The following is a 19,814-nucleotide window of genomic DNA, read 5'->3' as shown; positions in this document are numbered from 1 at the left end:
TTCACTATTCTCTCAACATTAACTGGTAACTGAAATGAGACATTCCGCCCTCACTTGGGTGAAAGTAACGATTGACGAAAGCCTGAAACAAACACGTCAGGCATTAGAACAATTCGTTGAAAACCCCAACGACAAAGCCCCTTTACAACAATGTATTGTGTGGCTGCACGAAATTCGTGGGGTACTCAATATGTTAGAACTTCAGACTGCTGGTTTATTGGTTCAGGATTTAGAACTTACAATCAAAACGTTGCTTATTGGTAAAATCGAAAACAGCGAAAAAACCTACGATATTTTGATGCGTGGGTTAGTTCAATTACCCAATTATTTAGACCATCTCGCAATTATCCAACGAGATATGCCGCTTGCTTTATTGCCATTACTTAATGAACTACGGGTGTTGCGACAACAACCTGTTTTGTCCGCATTAACACTGTTTACACCTGATGTTTCTGTTACGCTACCTCCTGTTGCTAACACGCCAAAATTGGCTGATGATAAATTTAAGCCATATATCAATCAAATGCGCGCAACTTATCAAAAAGCATTAATGGTACTGCTAAAAACACCGCAAGAACCTGCTGATGCCCTAAAATTGCTATACAGCGTTATGCAAAAAATGCAACAAATAACAGGAAATGCACCACTAAACAAAGTGTGGTGGATAACCGAGGGCGTATTGGAAGCACTGTTGCAAAAAGGGCTGGCATTAAATAACAACCTAATTACTGCGTTTAAACAAATGGATGGTTTATTGAAACAGATGGTTGACCATGGCAATGCCTCACTGCGTCTCATTCCACCTAAACCATTGATGATAAACCTGCTCTATTTTGCAGCACAAGCACGCTCTACAGGCAAACAAATCACCGCAGTAAAAAGCACATTCAACTTAGCTGATTATCTTCCTACCGAGAACGTGTTACAAACAACACGTCTTATCTTTTCAGGTCCAGATATTGAGTTAATTAAAATCGTTGTTAAATTAATTAAAGATGACTTTGCACGCATAGAAGAAACGTTGGATATTTTTAATCGTGCGGATAATCCTTCGGTTTCCGAGTTAGCCCCATTAGTTGGTATGTTGCGTGATATGGCAAATACTTTGGGACTTTTAGGATTGATGATGCAACGGAAATCCATGTTGACCCAAGCAGCACTCATTCAAGAAATTTGTGAAGAACGTCGCCCAGCTAATTTGACCACCATGTTGGAAATCGCAAATGCACTGTTGAAAACGGATTCCGCGCTGGATATTTTAGCCGTACAAGGTGTACACGCACGTCAACGTTTACAACAAAGTCCAGATACAGAATTTGCAGAAACACCCCAATTTGGTATCGTATTGAGCGTTGCTGTCAACGAGGCAAAAACAGATTTAAATCAGGTTATTCATCCTATAGTCACTTTTATAGACAACAAAACACAAGATGAAACACTGATGGATGTCCCTGAGCGTTTAAAACAGGTACAAGGTTTCCTTGCGCTCATGTCACATGAGCGTGCTGCGAAACTACTTGCGTACTGTAACAACTATATTGTGAAAACCTTTATAAAAGACGGTATTGTTCCACCTGAAGAACAGTTGAAAGCACTAGCCGACGCGCTTTTGAGTATAGAGTTGTATTTAGACACACTCGCGGGTAATCCAATGGACGCGAAGCATATTCTGGACTTGACGCAACAACGCCTCAGTGTGCTGGTAAAACAATGAATCACGTAAGGGGGCAGCAAATATCCCCTTGTTTACGTGTACGGCACAGCGTATTCCTCCCATTGCTAACTGGTTACTGACTGACATGAAACTGATTGAGATTCCAGAACAAACGCCATCAACTGAAGTCGATGAAGAAATTCTTGAGATTTTTGTTGAAGAAGTAGGCGAGGTGCTTGGGGAAATTGAGACCAGCTTTGATGCGTGGCGTTCAGATCCTGCGGATACAGAGTCATTAAAAACGCTAAGACGCAATTTCCATACACTAAAAGGTAGTGGACGTTTAGTTGGAGCAACTGTTATCGGCGAATTAGGTTGGCGATTTGAGAATATGATGAATCGTCTGCTTGATAATTCGTTTTCACCTAATCAAAGGGTTTTTAGCTTAATCGAGCAAGCAAAAACTATTATACCTGATTTAATAGAACAGTTTAGCAATGGTGATTCCTCTTCTCATGACGCGCTAGTACTCATTTCTCAAGCGGACTACCTTACTCAAACTAAAGGGAAAAGTATAGGTGAATTTGGTGATGTTACTGAATCTGAACCTATTGAAAAATCCGCTGAAAATGTGTCATCTGCAACAGACAACAAATCACCTATTGCAAACACCGATTCAGAAGACTTTAGTGAAGAACCAGAAGAACTTGCCGATTTAGATGCAATAGGCGAAGACTATCTGACTTCTGCTGAAGAATCCGCCGAACTACCTGATTTAGAAGCTCTTAATGAAGAACCAGAAGAACTTGCCGATTTAGATGCAATAGGCGAAGACTATCTGGCTTCTGCTGAAGAACCCACTGAATTACCTGATTTAGAAGCTATTAGTGAAGAACCAGAAGAACTTGCCGATTTAGATGCAATAGGCGAAGACTATCTGGCTTCTGCGGAAGAACCCACTGAATTACCTGATTTAGAAGCTATTAGTGAAGAACCAGAAGAACTTGCCGATTTAGATGCAATAGGTGAAGACTATCTGGCTTCTACTGAAGAATCCGCTGAATTACCTGATTTAGAAGCTCTTAATGAAGAACCAGAAGAACTTGCCGATTTAGATGCAATAGGCGAAGACTATCTGGCTTCTGCTGAAGAATCTACTGAATTACCTGATTTAGAAGCTCTTAATGAAGAACCAGAAGAACTTGCCGATTTAGATGCAATAGGCGAAGACTATCTGGCCTCTGCTGAAGAATCCGCTGAATTACCTGATTTAGAAGTTATTAGTGAAGAACCAGAAGAATTTGCCGATTTAGATGCAATAGGCGAAGACTATCTGGCTTCTGCTGAAGAATCCGCTGAATTGCCTGATTTAGAAGCTATTAGTGAAGAACCAGAAGAATTTGCCGATTTAGATGCAATAGGCGAAGACTATCTGGCTTCTGCTGAAGAGCCTAATGATGAATTAGGTGAATTGCCAAATTTAGACGCATTTTCTGAAGATGTCATGCAGGAAGATGATAGGCTTGCTGAACAAGCATTACTTGCAGGACGTATTGCTAATAAAACATTAATAGAAAATACGGATACACAAGAAACGGATGAGATTGACCCGATTCTGTTCACCATTTTTAAGAATGAAGCCGTTACACACCTAGAAACGCTCAAACAATCGATTACCTTTCACAAAACCAATTTAAATGCACCTATTGAACAAGATATTATCCGTGCATTTCATACGCTTAATGGTAGTTCACGTAGCGTAGATATTATCAATATTTCTGATGTTGCTGCCCCAATGGAAAGTTACGCGCGTGCCTTAGCCGAACGGAAACTACCCTTATCTATTGAAACTATTAAACTTTTTGAAGAGGCTGCCCAACTGATTGAAAATTTAGTTGAAAATGGTGTTATGGATGTCGCCCAACAAAAAGCCGTATTGCATAAAATTCAAATTGCGCAAAAAACACTTCCTTCACAAATGGCTGTAGAACCAACTACAAATTCAGCTACAGGGTTTGTACCCGACACGGCAGAAGCTGCCGATGAATTTATGGCCATATTTCTTGAAGAAGCCGAAGAAATATTAGAAAACACACAAGCACTGATTGAACGTTGGAAAAACGCGCCAAATAACATGCAGTTGTTAAAAGAATTGCAACGTGAACTGCATACATTGAAAGGTGGCGCGCGCATGGTTGGTATTGTACCCATGGGAGACTTGAGCCATCACTTAGAATCTGTTTTAACACGGATTGTTGAAGGCAATGCACAGTCAAGTTCGCGTTTACAAGATATTGTACAAAATAGTGTTGACGAACTAGCTGCTATGTTAGAAGCGGTACGTTCAGGTGTTGCTTTAGATATGCCTGTGGATTTGATTACTCAAATCAAGGAAACCGTTGGTGCGGATGAAGAAGAACATAACGTGCCAATGGCAACAACCACACCAACAGTAACAACACCTTCCATACCTGACATAAATGCAGCCCAAAAAGCCGAGATTAACGAAGAAGAAGAGGCAAAAGCTGAACGAGCAGAACGTGAAGCAGAGATGACAGAAAACGGTGAAGACCGTATTCGTGTTCGTGTAACGCTCATTGATAAACTGACTAATTTAGCGGGAGAATTGTCTATTTCTCGCGCACACATGGAGCAACAACAGGGGTCTGTTAAAAATAACCTGTCTGAAATGGAACAAACCGTTGCCCGTTTGCGTGACCAATTACGACGCTTAGAAATTGAAACTGAAGCACAAATTATCTCGCATTATTCTGATGAAATGGAAGACAACGGGGAATTTGACCCGTTAGAGTTAGACCGTTTTTCTGTTTTACAACAATTATCACGTAGCTTGATGGAAACCATTAATGACTTATTTAATATCCAAGATGCGTTAAAAATCCTTGCTCGCCAAAGTGACGCACTGTTAATTCAACAAAGTCGGATTGGCGCAGAATTACAAGAAGGGATTCTACGCACACGGATGGTACCGTTTTCTCGAATTTCTCCGCGATTACAACGGATTTCCCGTCTCACCGCGCGTGAGTTGCGAAAACAGGTTGAATTTATTGTTAAAGGTGAATCTATAGAGTTTGAAAGAACCGTATTGAATCGGGTTGTCGCGCCTTTAGAACACATGTTACGCAACGCGATTGGACACGGAGTAGAAGAACCACAAATCCGTCAACAACAAGGAAAACCACCAGCGGCAACAGTGACGATTGATATATCTCGTGAAGGTGCTGAGTTAATCGTTAAAGTATCTGATGATGGAGCAGGATTGAATCTATCCGCTATTCGCAAAAAAGCAGAAGAGCGCAAAATGATTCAACCGGGGGCGGTTGTCAGTGATCAAGAATTGATGCAGTTTATCCTTGAACCCTCTTTCAGTACAGCAACTAAGATTACCCAAGTTTCTGGGCGTGGAGTGGGAATGGATGTTGTGAGTACCGAAATTAAACAGCTCGGTGGTAGCCTACAAATTCATTCCAAAATGGGAGAGGGAACACTATTTGAGGTGCGTCTGCCACTTTCCTTAACCATCACACAAGCACTTATGGTACATGTTGGTGAAGAAACAATGGCCGTGCCATTAAACCATGTTGATGCTGTGATGCGTGCACCTCGACAAGAGGTTGTATTTCACAACACGGATGAACCTCATCACTATAAGTATATGGATAATAGTTATCGTATTTTCCATTTAGGTGAATTGTTGGGTGTGGGCAGAAATGCCACTATCGACTCAAACCTTGTGCCCATGTTATTGGTTCGAACAGGTGACCGTCGAATTGCATTATTAGTTGATGGTATTGAAGGTAGCAAAGAAATTGTTGTTAAATCTGTTGGTATTCAGATTGGTACAATCCGTTGGATTGCTGGAGCAACTATCTTAGGTGATGGGCGTGTCGTGTTAATTTTGGATATTCCTACAATCACCCGTGCAGATACCACCCCTCAATACGAACAACAACGACAAAAATCTATTCTGCATGAAACGATTGTTGAAGAAAAACCCTTAGCGATTAAAACTATTATGGTGGTTGATGACTCAATCACCGTGCGTAAAGTCACCGCGCGGCTACTAAAACGACAAGGAATGGAAGTTTTAACAGCAAAAGACGGTGTTGATGCAATCGCACAATTACAAGAACATACACCAGACCTAATGTTATTAGACGTAGAAATGCCGCGTATGGATGGTTATGAACTTGCAACGCAAGTGCGTAATAATCCAACGTGGAAACATATACCCATTATCATGATTACCTCACGCACAGGCACAAAACACCGCGACCGTGCAGAAAAAATTGGGATTAATCGTTATTTGGGTAAGCCTTTTAATGAAACAGAATTGTTGGACAATATTAATACCTTACTTGCAGAATCCGCTAGTACCTCTGCTAATGTGTCGCACTAATTTGTAAACTGGAGAACAACCGAATGTCTGTTAATGAAAATGTTGTACGCAGTTTACTTGTGCCCATCAGCAGCGGCTGTTTTTTACTGCCAAGCACGTTAGTTGCCGAAGTTACACCTTATACATCACCGACACCTGTTGCGGATACACAGCCAGAATGGCTATTAGGAACAATACAATGGCGTGAGCAGAAAGTGCCTGTTTTATCTATTAATACAGCCTTATCATTGCCTACGGTTAATATTTCTAATAATTACCGCATTGTTGTGCTTTATGGTTTAGAAGCCCCACAAATGTTGCCTTTTTACGCATTTTTAGCAACGGATATACCGCAAGCACTATCGGTTAAGCCTGAAGACTTGCTTAATCCGTATGAAGAAAAACGCAAGGGTTTGATTTTTGGTGTGCAATTAGCAGAAAAAGACCACTTAAAAAATGCGTGGCTACCTGATTTTACTTATTTAGAAGGGTTAATTAAAAAATCACTCCCTTTATTGCTCACACGAAACACTTAAAATAACAAGCTACTAATTTTCTTAATTAAGGATTACCGGGAAAAGCAGTAACGAATTGGATTTTTAATTGTGGAAAGCTCGTGACAAACTGTACCGTAAAATCAGGAAAGCTTTCAACCCATTGCCATTTACCACAACTATCAGGAAAGGCTTCTACAAACTGCACACGCAAATCAGGAAATGCAGTGACTTCTTGAACGGTAATATCTGGAAAACTATCTACTTTTTTCACTTTCCCATATAGTAATTTGCCGTTATACATACAATTAACATCATCCAGCTTTATCTCTCCTGTATAACGAATTTTTATATCAGGAAAACTATCAACAAACTGTACAGTAAAATCAGCCGACCCCGTCACCCACTGCCATTCGCCACAATGATTAGGGGAATTATTGACGATATTGACATCTAAATCGGCAAAACTGTTTACTAACTGCACTTTAATATCCGCAAAACTCTCCACTTTTTTCGCCTTACCATAAAGCGTTTTTTCACCATGACGACAAGTCGTGGTGTTAAATTGTTCTGTCGCCCCTGTTGTTGGTATTACGCTGAAAAAGATGAGAATACTAAGTAGTTTTTTTAACATAAAAAATGCTATCCTATTGAAGTTATGCTATTAAAATCAATGCGTAGTAGTATTTGTAAATTAAAGCAGATACTTAAAAAGCCACAAAAATATTTATATTATTGATACAATCACTTATTCTGCATGAGTTTAGGTTATTTTAAGGTTCTGAATCATGAAATTGATTACTGATATTCTTGCTTGGTTAATATATAAAAGCTTTATTATTATTTTTATTTCTATTCTATTTTTTTCAATGACTTTTCTTTATCAACAGGCAAACAATATAATCTATTCGCAAGATTTGCCAACACTGTCAGCACAAATTGTACAGATTAATGAGCCAATCACCGTAACGCTAAATCATACAGGGATTTCATTCCTCAAAGGTGCGTGTGCCACCGCTTCTGATATTGCTCATCGTTTAGACCAAACGACAAAACAATTCTTGCAACAAATAGAACCACCAAATCCTTTTTTACATCCTATTGATTACTTTTTATGGAAAAAAGGGGAACAAATTTTTGTTACGAAACAAAATGAACTTATTTCAAGCTTTAATCAGCAAACAGATGAATGTAATAAAATATTATCCCAACAGCAAAAAGTTAATCAAGAAAAAGTACAGTTAATTAACGTACAAATTGAAGTGTTAACTGAAAAAATTAAAAATATACGTGTAAGCATTAATAGCTCGGGTGATTCAAACGGACAACGGGTTAAAACATTGGAGGCATTACGTACCGAACGTCAAGCATTAGCCAACGAGAAAGTAAAACATGAGATTATTATTGCCAATACTTCTCAGGAAAATGAGCAACATCACGAAACTTTAAAAGCATGGGAAAAAGAAATTGCCTATTTAGCTAATAAAATTGAAGGGTCTAATAACGAGATAAATAAGGTTAAAAGAATAGAACCGCATTCAATACTTGAGTTTCTTGAGCATCGCCGTTGGGAAAGAACCCTTAATACAATGAGCATGGAGTTAAATACGATGCGTCAGCAGTATGGTGATTTGATTAATGCCAAGATACGACTTGAGCAAACTAGCGCAACAATTATTTCCGAGAACGAAAAACGTAAAACAGTTTTTCCCCTAATTGACACACAAATCGCCGAACTAACAGAAAAAATAAAACAACTTCGTAGCGAGTTAAAGGGACAAAACGCATTGATTGCAGAATTAGACATGTTACGGGAACAACGCCAGAAATTAGCAAAAGAAGAAAGTATGCTTGAACAAACTGTTAGTGAAGGCTCACAACAACTCTTAAAAATCATTAATCCATTAAATAATAATGATTTATTTTGGAAAACATACCAAATATTTACCAGTAGTATTTTTATGCTTGTGTTTATTATTATGTTTGGTAATTATCTGCAAAAAGCTTTTTGGTATTTTATTGTTGCGAAGTTAGCCAGTCATACACGTCCCATACAAGTATTACAAAACTACTAAAAACAAGAGGTGTTAAATTGCAAGGTGGTCACACAGTAAACGTTAGTTTAAAACCGACAGAAACCTTATTTATCCATTTAGGTTGGTTACAATATTGTCCACTTGAGGTTACTAAAAGAACACGTTTTTTATGGTCTTATCGTTACCCATTATTGAGCTATGTTGCTAATTTAAAGGAAATGCAGGCATTAAATTTACCTGCTGAAGTAGCAGAAGCTTGTATTACATTAGGTTCTAAACAAGACTCTCATAAACATATCATTAGTATAGAGTTGAGTGAGCATAAAGCCGTTGTTTTACATCCTAAGTATATTATTGCTACGCGTGGCGATGTTCATATAAAAACCCGCTGGATATTAAATCGCTTGCATAGTTGGGTAACAGGCAGATTACGTTATATTATTTTTTACGGGACGGGAACAATTTATGTTTATGGTCAAGGAGGAATTAGCTTGGAGAGGGTTGAACCCCAAAAAAGAGTTCGTGTTGACCAACACGCATTAATAGGAAGTCAGGCTAATTTAACTTTCACCACGATTCGTAACGAAACATTTTGGGGCTATTATCGTGAGAAAGAAGCCTTGTTTGATTATCACTTTATGGGTGATGGCATTGTCATTCGTCAAGCAACGGTGTCTAACGAACTCATCGCATTAGCAAATGCTAATCCATTCATGCGTATAGTTAATAACTTTATGACAATTATTGGAAAAGTATTAGGTTTTTAATAGCTTATGGTCAATATTAGAATTTACAGATTCATGCTTCATTGCCCCACCTTTCTAAAGGTGGATAGGCTATTTATCTAAAAAATAAACATTTATTGTGGTAGCATTTTGCCACATAAAAATAGGCGACAATGGATTTCACACTATGCAGCTCATTTTCGATATTCTTGGTTGGATTATTTATAAAGTCTTTGCGTTTCTTGCCATATCTCTTGCTTTTGTTATTGTAACTGCTTTTTGTCAATGGGTTATAACACTAGACATACAAAATTTACCACCACTTACCGTGCAAACCCAACAAATTCTCGAAAAAATTCCCGCTATTGCCTTTAATGACCCACAGTTGCAAGTTGTCTGCACCGAAATGTCAATCGCAGGACAACAGTTACAGCAATCCAGCCAAGATTTTTTACAACGCCAACAAGCCCCTAATCCCTTTCTAAGTCCTATAGATTATTACTTGTGGAAAACGGCAGAACACACCTTTGTAAAAAAAACAAAATCAATTAATTACCGAATTTGATGAAAGTGTTGCAATGTGTAATCAACACTTAGCTGATGAACATAATATGCAGGAACAATGGATAAAAGATGATTTAGCCAACAGATTACATAAAGCAGAAGAAGCACAAAAAGCAACACAACAGGCTTTAAATGCAAAAAACGAACAAATTAAAGTAGTTGATGCCAAATTAACACGACTGAAGGAATCACGCCCTAACCCCGCTAATCCGCTAAATACAGTTGCTTACTACCATTGGCATAACGAGAAAACGAGGGTAGATGATAGGTTTAATGCCTTAAAAAACGAAAAAGAAGAACTACTTCTTACACAAGTCCTACAAGCAACTGTTATACAACACTTACAAAATGAGTTGACCTATTCCAATGACAGCACCAAACTGCAACAAAAAATAGCGGCTCTTGACACACGACTAACCCTGTTAAAAAACAATGCTAAAACGGTTGATCGTGAACTTATTGAGCTTAAAAAAACAGAACCATATTGGATAAAAAACCCGTTTAGCCGTGATTGGCTCGATAAACATCAACAACTGACTGCGACAAAAAACACATTAACAATACAAGAGCAACAAACTATTAATGAAAAAAATCGACTAGAAAAACTAAAAACAGGTGGCATTGCTCAATTCTCACCTTTAAACACACTCGTCAATATTAATGATGTATTATGGAATACCTTCAAAAGCTATCAATTCAGCATTATTTTCTTAGCGTTAGCCATTATTTTTGGTAACTTATTGCAAAAAGGGTTTTGGTATTTTGTGATTGCAAAATTTGCCAGTCGAGCCATGCCCATTAGAATTGATTAATACGACTAAGAAAAATGGCCGTGCTAAAAAAGCAGTACTATTAAACTGAAGAAATAGAAAAACTACTAAAATGCTAAATTGTCCTAGCTGCAAGCAACGCATTGAGCGATTTAATAACATGTTAAGACCGTGTGTTAGTCGCTTAGTGAGGAAAACCTTGTCTTTCTCTAGGGCGTGTCATCAAATAGTAAAAAATGTTATATTATAATCATATACCCAGATATCGCCAAGGATAAAACAATGAGTCGTCGCTATGCCTTAACCGATGAACAATGGTCAAAACTAGAACCGCTACTCCCTGGGCGTAAAGGACATGTCGGGATGACGGCTAAAGATAACCGCTTGTTTATTGATGCTGTTCTATTCCGTTATCGCAGTGGCATTCCTTGGCGCGACCTCCCCGAACGCTTTGGTGATTTCCGTGTCGTCCATACCCGCTTCAGTCGTTGGTCTAAGAAAGGTGTCTGGGAACGTGTTTTCAAGATACTAAGTGCCGATGCCGATAATGAATATGCCATGATAGACAGCACAATAGTTAGAGCGCATCAACATAGTAGTGGTGGTGGCGCAGATGAAGCCATTGGACGTAGCGCAGGGGGTTTAAGTACCAAGATTAACTCCGTTGTTGACGCACTGGGCAATCCGACCCTTTTTTTTTGACTGCGGGACAGGCAAGCGACCTTGAAGGGGCTGATGCTCTTATTCCTCAGATAAAGGCAAACGCTTTATTGGCTGATAAGGCTTATGATGCTGATGAACGGGTTAGAGATGTTTTAAAACAGAAAAGCATAGAACCTGTGATTCCGTTCAGGAAAAATCGTTTAAATCCACCTGATTATGATAAAGCTCTTTATAAGGCACGTTATTTAATCGAGCATTTCTTTGGTAAATTAAAGCAATATCGTGCAATAGCTACACGATATGATAAACGCGCTAGGAATTTCTTAAGTGGGGTTTATTTGGCTTCTACCTTGATTCTTTTAGCTTGAACCTTTAACCCTTCTTATTTGATGACAGGCTCTAGGAAAATAGAAAATTACAGGGGTTATTATCTATTTCATTAGATAAATCCCCACTTCTTTAGCATGACGCTTTATTTTTCTTTATTTGATACTGCCGACAGTTTTAGCATCTGTAGCCGCCGTAAAACTTGCGCAGTTGCATCACGAAACATATCTTCTTTTATTACCTGTTCCTCAGTATCTTTCGCTAATACAGCCGTCTCATCAAAACTATAATCCCTTAATAAACTAATGACTTGCTTATCTTGCAAAATGCTTCTGTCTTTAGGGTTTTGTACTTCTAATTCCACCCGAAAGTTTAGTTCCACCTCTTCTAAACGCCCCGTTACTGCGGAAACAGATAACACTCGTCGTTCAATGATTTCATTACGCAAAATAACCAGCATTTGTGCTTCTTCAGGTTTTGCGGTGATAGTGACTTGACTATCTTGTAATAAGCGCATCACCTCCGCAGTAATACGATTAGCATTTTCTGATTGTAAATAAGTGGTTGTCATCGGATAACCGATTGTACCGCGCAATTGAAAGCCGCAAGCTGTCAGGAAAAGACCAAGACAAACTATTGTTAATAAATTAAATAATTGACGATATAACGTGAAAGACTTTAACATGATGTCGTTATTTCAGAATTTATTTGAGGAATTATTTTGCATTATACCATTCAGCAAGCCTTGCAGGCGGCAATACCCCTATTGCAACAGGCAGGAATAGAAAGCCCCCGCTTAGAAGCCGATATTCTATTGACGCAAGTATTAGGCGTGCAACGAAGTTATTTAATTGCATGGTCAAATCGCCAACTGTCAACAACACAATATGACTATTTTCACCAGTTAATCAGTCGTCGCCAACAGGGCGAACCGATTGCTTATTTAACGGGGCATCGAGAATTTTGGAGTTTAGACTTGCTTGTTTCTCCTGCGGTGTTAATTCCGCGTCCCGCAACGGAATCATTGGTTGAACAAGCCTTAAAACATCTCGTAACAATAACGACACCGATGATTGCTGATTTAGGCACGGGTAGTGGTGCAATCGCTTTAGCACTCGCCCGTGAATGTCCTGCTGCGCAAGTATTTGCAATAGACCGTGAACCCATCGCGTTAGCTGTTGCCCAAGCAAATGCGCACCGATTAAAAATTGATAACGTTTTTTTTATCTGTGCCTCATGGTTACAAGCCTTATTGCCGCATTCTATGGACATGCTGGTTTCCAATCCGCCTTATATTGCAGAAAACGATGTACATTTAACACAAGGAGATATTCGTTTTGAACCAATCACTGCTTTAACGGCTGGAATTGACGGGCTAGTTGATATTCGTCACCTCGTCCAATATGGTCAACAATACTTAAAACCAAAGGGCTGGCTATTACTAGAACATGGGTATAATCAAGGACAAGCTGTGCGCGAATTGATGCAACAAAACGGTTTTTGTGGTGTAACGACAATCGTTGATTTAGAAGAACAAGAACGGGTAACGCTAGGACAAACAGCGTGATTACCGCTTAATAGTTAATGGCACTTGTCCTGCGCGTTCAAAAGGCAATAACGGCATCCAGTCTGACAAGCGTATGCCCCCCGAAAGACGATAATCTACGGTTTGCGATAGTCCCTTACTCCAATCTTTGATTTGGGCAACAATTTGATTTAAATTGCTGACCACTTCAACCGTCATGAGTTTACTGCCTAAAGAAGGAATTAACGTACTCGTTCCACTGTTGCCAGTTGCAAACTCACTGCCATTAATTTCTAATTTATATTGTAACCCTGTTATTGGTAAGGGGAAATCATTCGGATTTTTTACTTGCAACTGTAATGCAAAGGTTTGCTCGAAAAAGCCTAATTGTGTAACTTTAATGTCCATCAAACTAATTTCTGGCGTAAGGGGTTCTAATGACAGTGTCGCACAAGCACTTAAACACAAACTTAGGCCCAAACAAAAAATATAGCGCATATATTTCATTATGTTATCTTCTTATCAGTACAACATAGTGATGCAATCGTAGGACGATTAGGCATATCACATAAATTCTGCCTATCCTGCTGATAAGGCTGTTGCGTTTCTAATGCGCAAAGCGTTTCAAACAATACATTTTTTGCCCATATTGGCAGTTTTTCATGCAGCTTGTAATGTATCCACACCCCAGCTCTTCTATCTTGCAACACATTTGTTGCTCTTAAAATAGCCAAGTGCCGCGAAATTTTTGGTTGTGCTAATCCAAGTGCGTAAGTTAATTCACAAACACACAACTCACCATATTGATGCAACAACGCAACGCAACGCAAACGGGTTTCATCAGATAAGGCATGAAAAAACGCTTCAGGTAACATAATCTATGTCCTGTAACTAGGCGATAATGATGTGCATTATAATGCAGGTAAACGGCTAAAAGGAAAAGGTTTTTCATCACTATTAAAAGTTAAATAACTAATAATCTGATAAATATAAGCACATAAGCTTTTTGCCAATTGTTTTAATGCCTCATTTGCTGTTGCAACAAATAGTACAGAACCAAATTGAAAAAAGATAATTCCGTACATAATGTATTCTAAAACAAAAAAATGAATTAAAGCAAATACTAACATAAAACACCCGCGTAACCAAAAGCGGTAATTACGGATAAATTGTTGAGCATTACTAAAATCCAGCGTTGCATTTGCGTACATAACAGACGAGGGCAATTCCATTTTAGGAAAACTTGAAAAAGGAAATGGTCGCTCTTCTGTCGCGTAAATAAGATAATTAATTATCTGATAAACATAAGCATTAAGTCGTTGGCTAAAGCTTAATAATGTTGAATGGGGTGTGCCTGCTGTCAACAGCAAAACAAACTGTACGATAGCAAGTAAGCCAATCACAAAAGCCGCTATTTCATAAACAATAATAAAAAGTAGCATCCACGCGCCACGAATCCAAGTATTTGCATTATGCAAATTTTCTTTCAATGTCGAGCGATTAATCGGTAGTTCATTCATAGAGATAGGAAACCATTAAGCAGTGGAAAAAGAAAGCCTGATAGACGAGCTATCAGGTTATTGAGACCTACTTCATCGCATCCAACAACAACTTAATATACTCACCTTCAGCGTCAGAAACTATTCCATCACTTTGAACAATGCGAGTACACATTTTCTTTAATGCCGATCTTACATTCTCGTTTTTAATCTCTCTACCCACTTCATCACCAATGAGTAAAATTCTCAGGTTCGTATCATAACCCTTTAACTCAGGAAGAAAAGCGTTGATTTTATCTAAGGCTTCTTTAACCGACACATTGGTTAAGGTTGTGCTGATGGTTTTCGCTATTTCGGCAATTTCCGCAGAACTCAATTCTCCATCGCCCGCTAATGCCGCACCAATCCCGCCTTTTATAAACGCATCAACTTGTTTTTGCGTTAATTTATCTTGCACTACATCTGCCACGTTTCTAAACGTATCTTTCAAACTATCAAAAAAAGACATCATTTTCTCCTTTCTGGTATAAAGCCCACATTAAAAAATAATTTACCCTTGTTTAGTTAGCACAACTTAATCTGTCTGTTGACATAATATGGGGTAAAAAGCTTATTTACAATATTCTAAAAGGGATATAGTACGGTTACTATAGAAAATAAACCGCGCGTGCGGGAACGTGATAACGTCGCTCTTCTTCATCATAGCCAAGCCCTGATAAATCGCCGTACAGACGGGAATAGCCTTTTTCGATAAAAAATAATTCGTGTGTGTGGACGTGCCAGCCGTTTTGTCCGTATGTCACTTCTAACACTTTTACCGTGCCTTTAACGCCGACTTTTGCAATTAATTGTCTGTAGGCTGTCGTTTCTTTTAATATTTTTTCTGCTTTTAAAAATGAAGTGAGAAAAGTTTTTAAATCATGTGCAAATTCGTGGGGAACGGTGCGCGTAATCATGACCAACTCCCCCCCTTGAGCGCGATGTGTTACTAACAGGTGTTCAAGTTCTGCTTTTCGTCGTTCTGAAATCTTGGCAGAACACACAGGACAGACCCACACCGAACCGCAGACATCAAGCCCCGTGAAAAACGTCTTTTTATGCTGAACAGACTGTTTTACTTTCACAAAAGATAAATACAACGGGGTTTTTTTGTTAGGATATTGTGAGAGACGACGCAAACAGCTTGAAACCCTAGTGTCTGGTAATAAACGACGCACCGCTGACTGCAAGGCGAATTGCTGAAAGCGACGTTGATAATCGTTAAGGGTAAGCATGTTAGTATCCATGCAACTGATGATAACCAAAATAATGGTTATAAAACTAGAGGTTAGAGACTCAAAAAGTAGATAAATGAGCCTCAAAAAGTAGATATTTTTGTTGTAAGAGGTTTTTTAAAATGGGTGATGACGTGAACTTTAAAGAAATTATCTTAGAAATTCAGCAACAAAAGAAATTAAGCTACGAAAAGATAGGGCGGTTAGTCGGAATGAGTCGGGCAGGGATTAACCGAATTTGTAATGACGGAACAATGCCCCGTTGGGACGTAGGGCAAAAACTAATATCCTTGATGAACCAGTAATAATAAAGAGCGTATTTAACCCCACAAGTTAAATGCGCTTTTTTATTGCTATTCAACTGCTTATATTAAATTGGTTCAAAAGCGCGTTTTTTTTCAGAAAAAAGATTAAAAATAAGTAATAAAGGGGGATTTAAAAACGTCCAAATGACACAGAATTTTTAACTGCTTGATAAATAAAAAAACGGTTAAGAATGGCTAAAGGAGCGGCGGGAGAAAGTAAAAAAAGCGGTTTTTCCTTATAAATCAAACTTACAGGTAATTTCGTTATAGTATCAAGGCTTACAGCCTGACAGCCTAGCACGGTTTGGCTAACCTGAAAAGATGACCCACCCCTTGTAATCTTTTCTGCAAACCTGCTGAACAGTTTCGCCTCAGTCAGCCCCGCCCGCATCAGCGCACCGCGCTCGATTGCGGGCGGGGCTTTTTTCAGCTTCTCTTGTCTCCAATTGGAGTCAATACTTACTTATCAATCTTATGCCTGTATAACTTGGTAAGATATCCCCTCGGACAAGCACTATTAGAGAAAAAATAAACAATCTTGTCTTTTTCACATTGAAATAAATAAGGATTTCCTTGCGGTAATCTGCCAATAAACGGAATCTTATTTGCTAAATCATAGTAACTATTTGAGCCTTCAATACTAATTGAGCTTTCTAATTCTTCTTTTCCGTTCTCTGTTTCTACATAGATAGTATTAGGTTTCATTTTAACAGAACTTTCCTGCTTAACTGGATTCTCTTGTTTAACTGAGCTTTCCTGTCTTTTAGTAGCGACTTCATTCACATTGCTTTTTCTCAACTGAACAATTGAACCCTCTTGTTCTTTAAGCATTGCTTTCTGTTCACTGACAACGGCTCTTAATTGTCCTAACTCGTTAAAGGTGGGTTGCAACATTGCTTCTACTCGCTCAACCTGCGTCTTAACTTTCTCATGAGTACTCAATAAACTATCTCTTTCTTTTGTTAAAACAGCTATTTGTAATCTCTGTTTATCTATTTGTTGTTGGCGAGTGTCGAGAGCTTCTTTTAACCCCTTATCAATAACTAAAGCTCCCATCAAAGCTATTGCCATAAAAATAATAGCGAATGTTTTCAACAGTTTTCCCCGTGGCAATTTTAAAACATTCCCCAATATTCCCGTTACCTCAAATTGAACCCCTGCACAAGCCTTGAAATGATTTTTCTTTTAACTTTGATAGGTTTGAACAGGTTAATAATGATTACATGAATTTAACGTTAATTCAAGCTGTAACCTATTAGAAATAACGGATTGTTGTCCTAAAAAGGTTTTACCCTAAAAATCGGGTTTTTCTTTTAATCGCGGTTCTCTGTAACGTTCTCCATTGGGAACAGCGGACGGGTTTTGTCTTTTCCCTACCAAACTTGTTTTGACTTTAAGAGGCTATGCGTAGCATTCCTTTTAGGTTATTCAGTCTTTCAAGCAGGTTGTGCGTAGCACTCCTTTTTGTATATCCCAACAGTGAACAAAGAACCATATAGCGAAAATCACACACGGTTTTGTTGTGTGTGTGTTTTTCAGTAATAAGTCAAAAGATAGTATTTAGTTATATTAGTTATTAGTAGTCTGTGTTTAGCCGCATTCGGAAAAGCTACATCTTGATAAAACCAGCATGGATTTTTCACCATATGGAGAGGCAAAATTTTTTTAAGCCGTTTTCCTGTCATGTTCTACTAGCCTTTCTAGTTCTACCATTCTCCGCAGTAACTCCTCCATGCTTTTCTTTTCACGAAGAATCGACAAAATCTCATGTCGACGTTCCATTGATAACGCACGATAAAGCTCTAAAACAGTTTGTTCTTCCTTAACTGAATCAATAGAGTAATCAACTTTGTAAATACTGCCTTTACCTGTTAAAAGCCAATCAATAGAAATTCCATCACGTTCTGAGATTTTCAAACAGGCATCATATGGAATAGTGTCTCGACTTCTCCATGTACTAATATTGCTGGAAGAAATACCAACATAATCAGCCAATTCCTTATCAGTTTTAGAATTAGCTAATTTTGCCAATCTATCCAAAACATCTTTAGCTGAAATAGACATATTGCATTCCTATCTCATTTGAGCTTATCATAAGCGCAAATGAGATTAACTTAACCAAAAATGAGATTGTTTCTATCTCAATTATAAATGATATGGCAAGCAAAGAAGAAATAAACAGCGCAATTAAGAATAAAGGCATGACTCAAGGCTCTTGGGCAAGAGTAAAAGGCTTTAACGAAAGTAATGTAAGAAATTTTATTGCACGGTATGCAGATAAGGAGATAAAGCCGAGAAGTATTAGTTATGCACAAATAGATGAAGCCTTTAAAGCCGACTTCGGATTTAGCATAAGAAAAGATCATGAAAACGACTAACGAGATGCAAGGAATAATCCGCTTAGCGTCAAAAGATACAACGAAAACAGAACCACGAACAATCATGAAAACGACTAAAGAAAAGAGACTCGGAATAATTCGAGTAGCAAAAGAAAAAAACTACACACGTGTAGATAACAGAATCCTAAACGATTTAAGGCTATCAATGGCTGCGACAGGGCTAGCGTGTCGGTTACTTGAAAAGCGCAACGACTGGGACATCAACGTTGCGTACTTAGTCAATAACTATCAAGAAGGTGAATATAAGATACGGAAAATAATTAAAGAATTGATTTCATTTGGATATATGCAAGTTGAAAGTTTACGCAACGAAAAAGGCCAATTCATAGGCAACCAATACACCCTATACGAACACCCAAGCCTTAACCCTGATTATGAATCATCAGAAATTATTGAAACAGAAGAAATTGAAGCGATTGAAAAACCCCGACCGTTAATGACAGAAGAACCTGAAACAATTGAAGAACCCGAAAAATTAATTTTTGACTATGCCTTAAAAGACTACACCGAACAGATGCAACAGGAAGCCTGCAAAGTCTTGCAAGGTGTGCCAAACCCCCAAGCGGTTTTAGATGAACTCAATGAAAACCTATCAAAAGGAACAATCAAAAACCCCAGTGGATTTTTAATAAGTTTGGCACAACGGGCAAAGAATGGGAATTTCATTGCAACAAATCAATTGGCAGAGAAGCGACGCAAAAGAGCAGAACGGGAAAAATGGGAAGCCACACAACAGCCCGAGATTTCCGCAGAGGAGCAAGCGAAAAAGAAAGCAGAAGGGATTAAAGCCAGAGAGGAATTAAAGGAAATGAACAAGCGAATGAAGGGTATAAAGCCCACGATTTCCGCAGAGGAGCAAGAGAAAAATACGAATCGAATCAGAGAGGAATTAAGGCAAATGCAAATAGAGAAAATGAAGAGTATGGGAATGCAACCATGAAAAAGCAATTCAAGGCATTAACGCAAGAAGAATACAAGTTATGGTGGCGGTTTTACCGAGTGGCAGAAAAAGCCAGCACAAGACAAGTACACGGATATCCAAGTGATATATCAGCAAATTTAAAAGGGATATATCTGAAAAGACGGCATGAATACTGGAGCAAGACCATGTTGTATAAACGCTCGATTGCAGGGAGACCGTTTTAAATGAAAATATTTTTGCTAATGGCGGGAATAGTTT

General features: G+C 38.5%; 23 protein-coding genes. 14 read left to right on the top strand and 9 right to left on the bottom strand.

The features are described 5' to 3' along the window. Positions 1-34: 34 nt before the first annotated feature. The 3 genes from AL038_RS11735 to AL038_RS11725 are packed head-to-tail and all read left to right on the top strand — an operon-like array spanning position 35 to position 6,589. Positions 35-1,714, top strand: coding sequence for a FimL-related protein (locus tag AL038_RS11735; RefSeq protein ID WP_062153037.1), 1,680 nt, complete (start codon positions 35-37; stop codon positions 1,712-1,714). A 28-nt stretch (positions 1,715-1,742) separates the two neighbouring features. Beyond that, on the top strand, positions 1,743-6,074 hold the full coding sequence (locus AL038_RS11730) for an Hpt domain-containing protein (protein ID WP_145917103.1): 4,332 nt from the start codon (positions 1,743-1,745) through the stop codon (positions 6,072-6,074). Positions 6,075-6,097: 23 nt separating this feature from the next. Beyond that, the gene (locus tag AL038_RS11725; protein ID WP_062153034.1) at positions 6,098-6,589 is read left to right on the top strand and encodes a chemotaxis protein CheW; all 492 of its coding nucleotides are present in this window, start codon (positions 6,098-6,100) and stop codon (positions 6,587-6,589) included. A 25-nt stretch (positions 6,590-6,614) separates the two neighbouring features. Here the strand turns inward: AL038_RS11725 and AL038_RS18290 are convergent, their stop codons facing one another. Next, positions 6,615-7,181, bottom strand: a complete 567-nt coding sequence (locus AL038_RS18290; RefSeq protein WP_201800081.1) for a 7(1) septoil knot domain-containing protein — start codon at positions 7,179-7,181, stop codon at positions 6,615-6,617. A gap of 154 nt (positions 7,182-7,335) precedes the next feature. On the opposite strand from AL038_RS18290, the gene AL038_RS11715 reads away from it, so the two are divergent. The 6 genes from AL038_RS11715 (at position 7,336) to AL038_RS11690 (ending at position 11,673) form a co-directional block, all read left to right on the top strand. Continuing rightward, complete coding sequence (locus AL038_RS11715) at positions 7,336-8,622, top strand: hypothetical protein (RefSeq protein ID WP_062153032.1); 1,287 nt, start codon at positions 7,336-7,338, stop codon at positions 8,620-8,622. Positions 8,623-8,639: 17 nt separating this feature from the next. Beyond that, positions 8,640-9,350, top strand: a complete 711-nt coding sequence (locus tag AL038_RS11710; protein ID WP_062153030.1) for an AIM24 family protein — start codon at positions 8,640-8,642, stop codon at positions 9,348-9,350. Positions 9,351-9,495: 145 nt separating this feature from the next. Then, entirely contained in the window at positions 9,496-9,873 is a 378-nt protein-coding gene (locus AL038_RS11705) for a hypothetical protein (RefSeq protein ID WP_062153028.1), read from the top strand. Positions 9,874-9,886: 13 nt separating this feature from the next. After that, positions 9,887-10,684: a hypothetical protein gene (locus tag AL038_RS11700; RefSeq protein ID WP_062153026.1), complete on the top strand. Its 798-nt coding sequence runs from the start codon at positions 9,887-9,889 to the stop codon at positions 10,682-10,684. Between the two features lie 70 nt (positions 10,685-10,754). Then, complete coding sequence (locus AL038_RS18955; protein WP_083991507.1) at positions 10,755-10,892, top strand: IS1 family transposase; 138 nt, start codon at positions 10,755-10,757, stop codon at positions 10,890-10,892. A gap of 32 nt (positions 10,893-10,924) precedes the next feature. Next, positions 10,925-11,673 (top strand): IS5 family transposase gene (locus tag AL038_RS11690; RefSeq protein WP_101539186.1). Its coding sequence is split into 2 segments (ribosomal slippage): positions 10,925-11,339 and positions 11,339-11,673, totalling 750 coding nucleotides; the frame shifts between segments, so codons are not numbered across the junction. A 104-nt stretch (positions 11,674-11,777) separates the two neighbouring features. On the opposite strand, the gene AL038_RS11685 is transcribed toward AL038_RS11690, so the two are convergent. Beyond that, on the bottom strand, positions 11,778-12,317 hold the full coding sequence (locus tag AL038_RS11685) for an LPS-assembly lipoprotein LptE (RefSeq protein WP_062153024.1): 540 nt from the start codon (positions 12,315-12,317) through the stop codon (positions 11,778-11,780). Positions 12,318-12,353: 36 nt separating this feature from the next. Between AL038_RS11685 and prmC the strand changes: the two genes are divergently transcribed. Then, positions 12,354-13,199, top strand: coding sequence for a peptide chain release factor N(5)-glutamine methyltransferase (gene prmC / locus AL038_RS11680; protein ID WP_062153022.1), 846 nt, complete (start codon positions 12,354-12,356; stop codon positions 13,197-13,199). On the opposite strand, the gene AL038_RS11675 is transcribed toward prmC, so the two are convergent. The 5 genes from AL038_RS11675 to AL038_RS11655 all read right to left on the bottom strand — a co-directional run bounded on the left by AL038_RS11675 (position 13,200) and on the right by AL038_RS11655 (position 15,930). Then, a complete protein-coding gene (locus AL038_RS11675; protein ID WP_062153020.1) occupies positions 13,200-13,664 on the bottom strand; it encodes an LEA/WHy family protein in 465 nt (154 codons plus the stop codon). After that, positions 13,664-14,032 carry a metalloregulator ArsR/SmtB family transcription factor gene (locus AL038_RS11670; RefSeq protein WP_062153018.1) on the bottom strand — a complete coding sequence of 123 codons (369 nt, stop codon included), beginning with the start codon at positions 14,030-14,032 and terminating at the stop codon, positions 13,664-13,666. Before AL038_RS11670 ends, AL038_RS11675 begins: the two co-directional genes overlap by 1 nt. Before the next feature lie 36 nt (positions 14,033-14,068). Beyond that, the gene (locus AL038_RS11665; RefSeq protein WP_062153016.1) at positions 14,069-14,677 is read right to left on the bottom strand and encodes a DUF4389 domain-containing protein; all 609 of its coding nucleotides are present in this window, start codon (positions 14,675-14,677) and stop codon (positions 14,069-14,071) included. A 67-nt stretch (positions 14,678-14,744) separates the two neighbouring features. Beyond that, a complete protein-coding gene (locus AL038_RS11660; protein ID WP_145917102.1) occupies positions 14,745-15,167 on the bottom strand; it encodes a tellurite resistance TerB family protein in 423 nt (140 codons plus the stop codon). Positions 15,168-15,303: 136 nt separating this feature from the next. Further along, the gene (locus tag AL038_RS11655) at positions 15,304-15,930 is read right to left on the bottom strand and encodes a protein rep (protein WP_062153012.1); all 627 of its coding nucleotides are present in this window, start codon (positions 15,928-15,930) and stop codon (positions 15,304-15,306) included. Positions 15,931-16,052: 122 nt separating this feature from the next. Between AL038_RS11655 and AL038_RS11650 the strand changes: the two genes are divergently transcribed. Then, on the top strand, positions 16,053-16,235 hold the full coding sequence (locus AL038_RS11650) for a helix-turn-helix domain-containing protein (protein WP_062153010.1): 183 nt from the start codon (positions 16,053-16,055) through the stop codon (positions 16,233-16,235). 459 nt (positions 16,236-16,694) lie between these two features. On the opposite strand, the gene AL038_RS11645 is transcribed toward AL038_RS11650, so the two are convergent. Together AL038_RS11645 and AL038_RS11640 are read right to left on the bottom strand one after the other, a co-directional pair. Next, positions 16,695-17,330: a hypothetical protein gene (locus tag AL038_RS11645; RefSeq protein ID WP_145917101.1), complete on the bottom strand. Its 636-nt coding sequence runs from the start codon at positions 17,328-17,330 to the stop codon at positions 16,695-16,697. A gap of 570 nt (positions 17,331-17,900) precedes the next feature. Next, entirely contained in the window at positions 17,901-18,299 is a 399-nt protein-coding gene (locus tag AL038_RS11640) for a helix-turn-helix transcriptional regulator (protein WP_062153006.1), read from the bottom strand. A 92-nt stretch (positions 18,300-18,391) separates the two neighbouring features. Here AL038_RS11640 and AL038_RS11635 point away from each other — a divergent pair, with 92 nt between their 5' ends. Genes AL038_RS11635 through AL038_RS11625 form a run of 3 tightly spaced genes read left to right on the top strand, consistent with a single transcriptional unit; the run spans position 18,392 to position 19,780 of the window. After that, a complete protein-coding gene (locus AL038_RS11635) occupies positions 18,392-18,613 on the top strand; it encodes a hypothetical protein (RefSeq protein ID WP_062153005.1) in 222 nt (73 codons plus the stop codon). Then, positions 18,600-19,574 carry a hypothetical protein gene (locus AL038_RS11630; RefSeq protein WP_062153001.1) on the top strand — a complete coding sequence of 325 codons (975 nt, stop codon included), beginning with the start codon at positions 18,600-18,602 and terminating at the stop codon, positions 19,572-19,574. The genes AL038_RS11635 and AL038_RS11630 overlap by 14 nt, the downstream gene beginning before the upstream one ends. Next, the gene (locus AL038_RS11625; RefSeq protein ID WP_062153000.1) at positions 19,571-19,780 is read left to right on the top strand and encodes a hypothetical protein; all 210 of its coding nucleotides are present in this window, start codon (positions 19,571-19,573) and stop codon (positions 19,778-19,780) included. The genes AL038_RS11630 and AL038_RS11625 overlap by 4 nt, the downstream gene beginning before the upstream one ends. The last annotated feature ends 34 nt before the right edge of the window (positions 19,781-19,814 follow it).

The sequence above is a fragment of the Beggiatoa leptomitoformis genome, from assembly GCF_001305575.3.
Lineage (GTDB): Bacteria > Pseudomonadota > Gammaproteobacteria > Beggiatoales > Beggiatoaceae > Beggiatoa > Beggiatoa leptomitoformis.
This window is presented reverse-complemented; position numbering and strand designations above follow the sequence as displayed.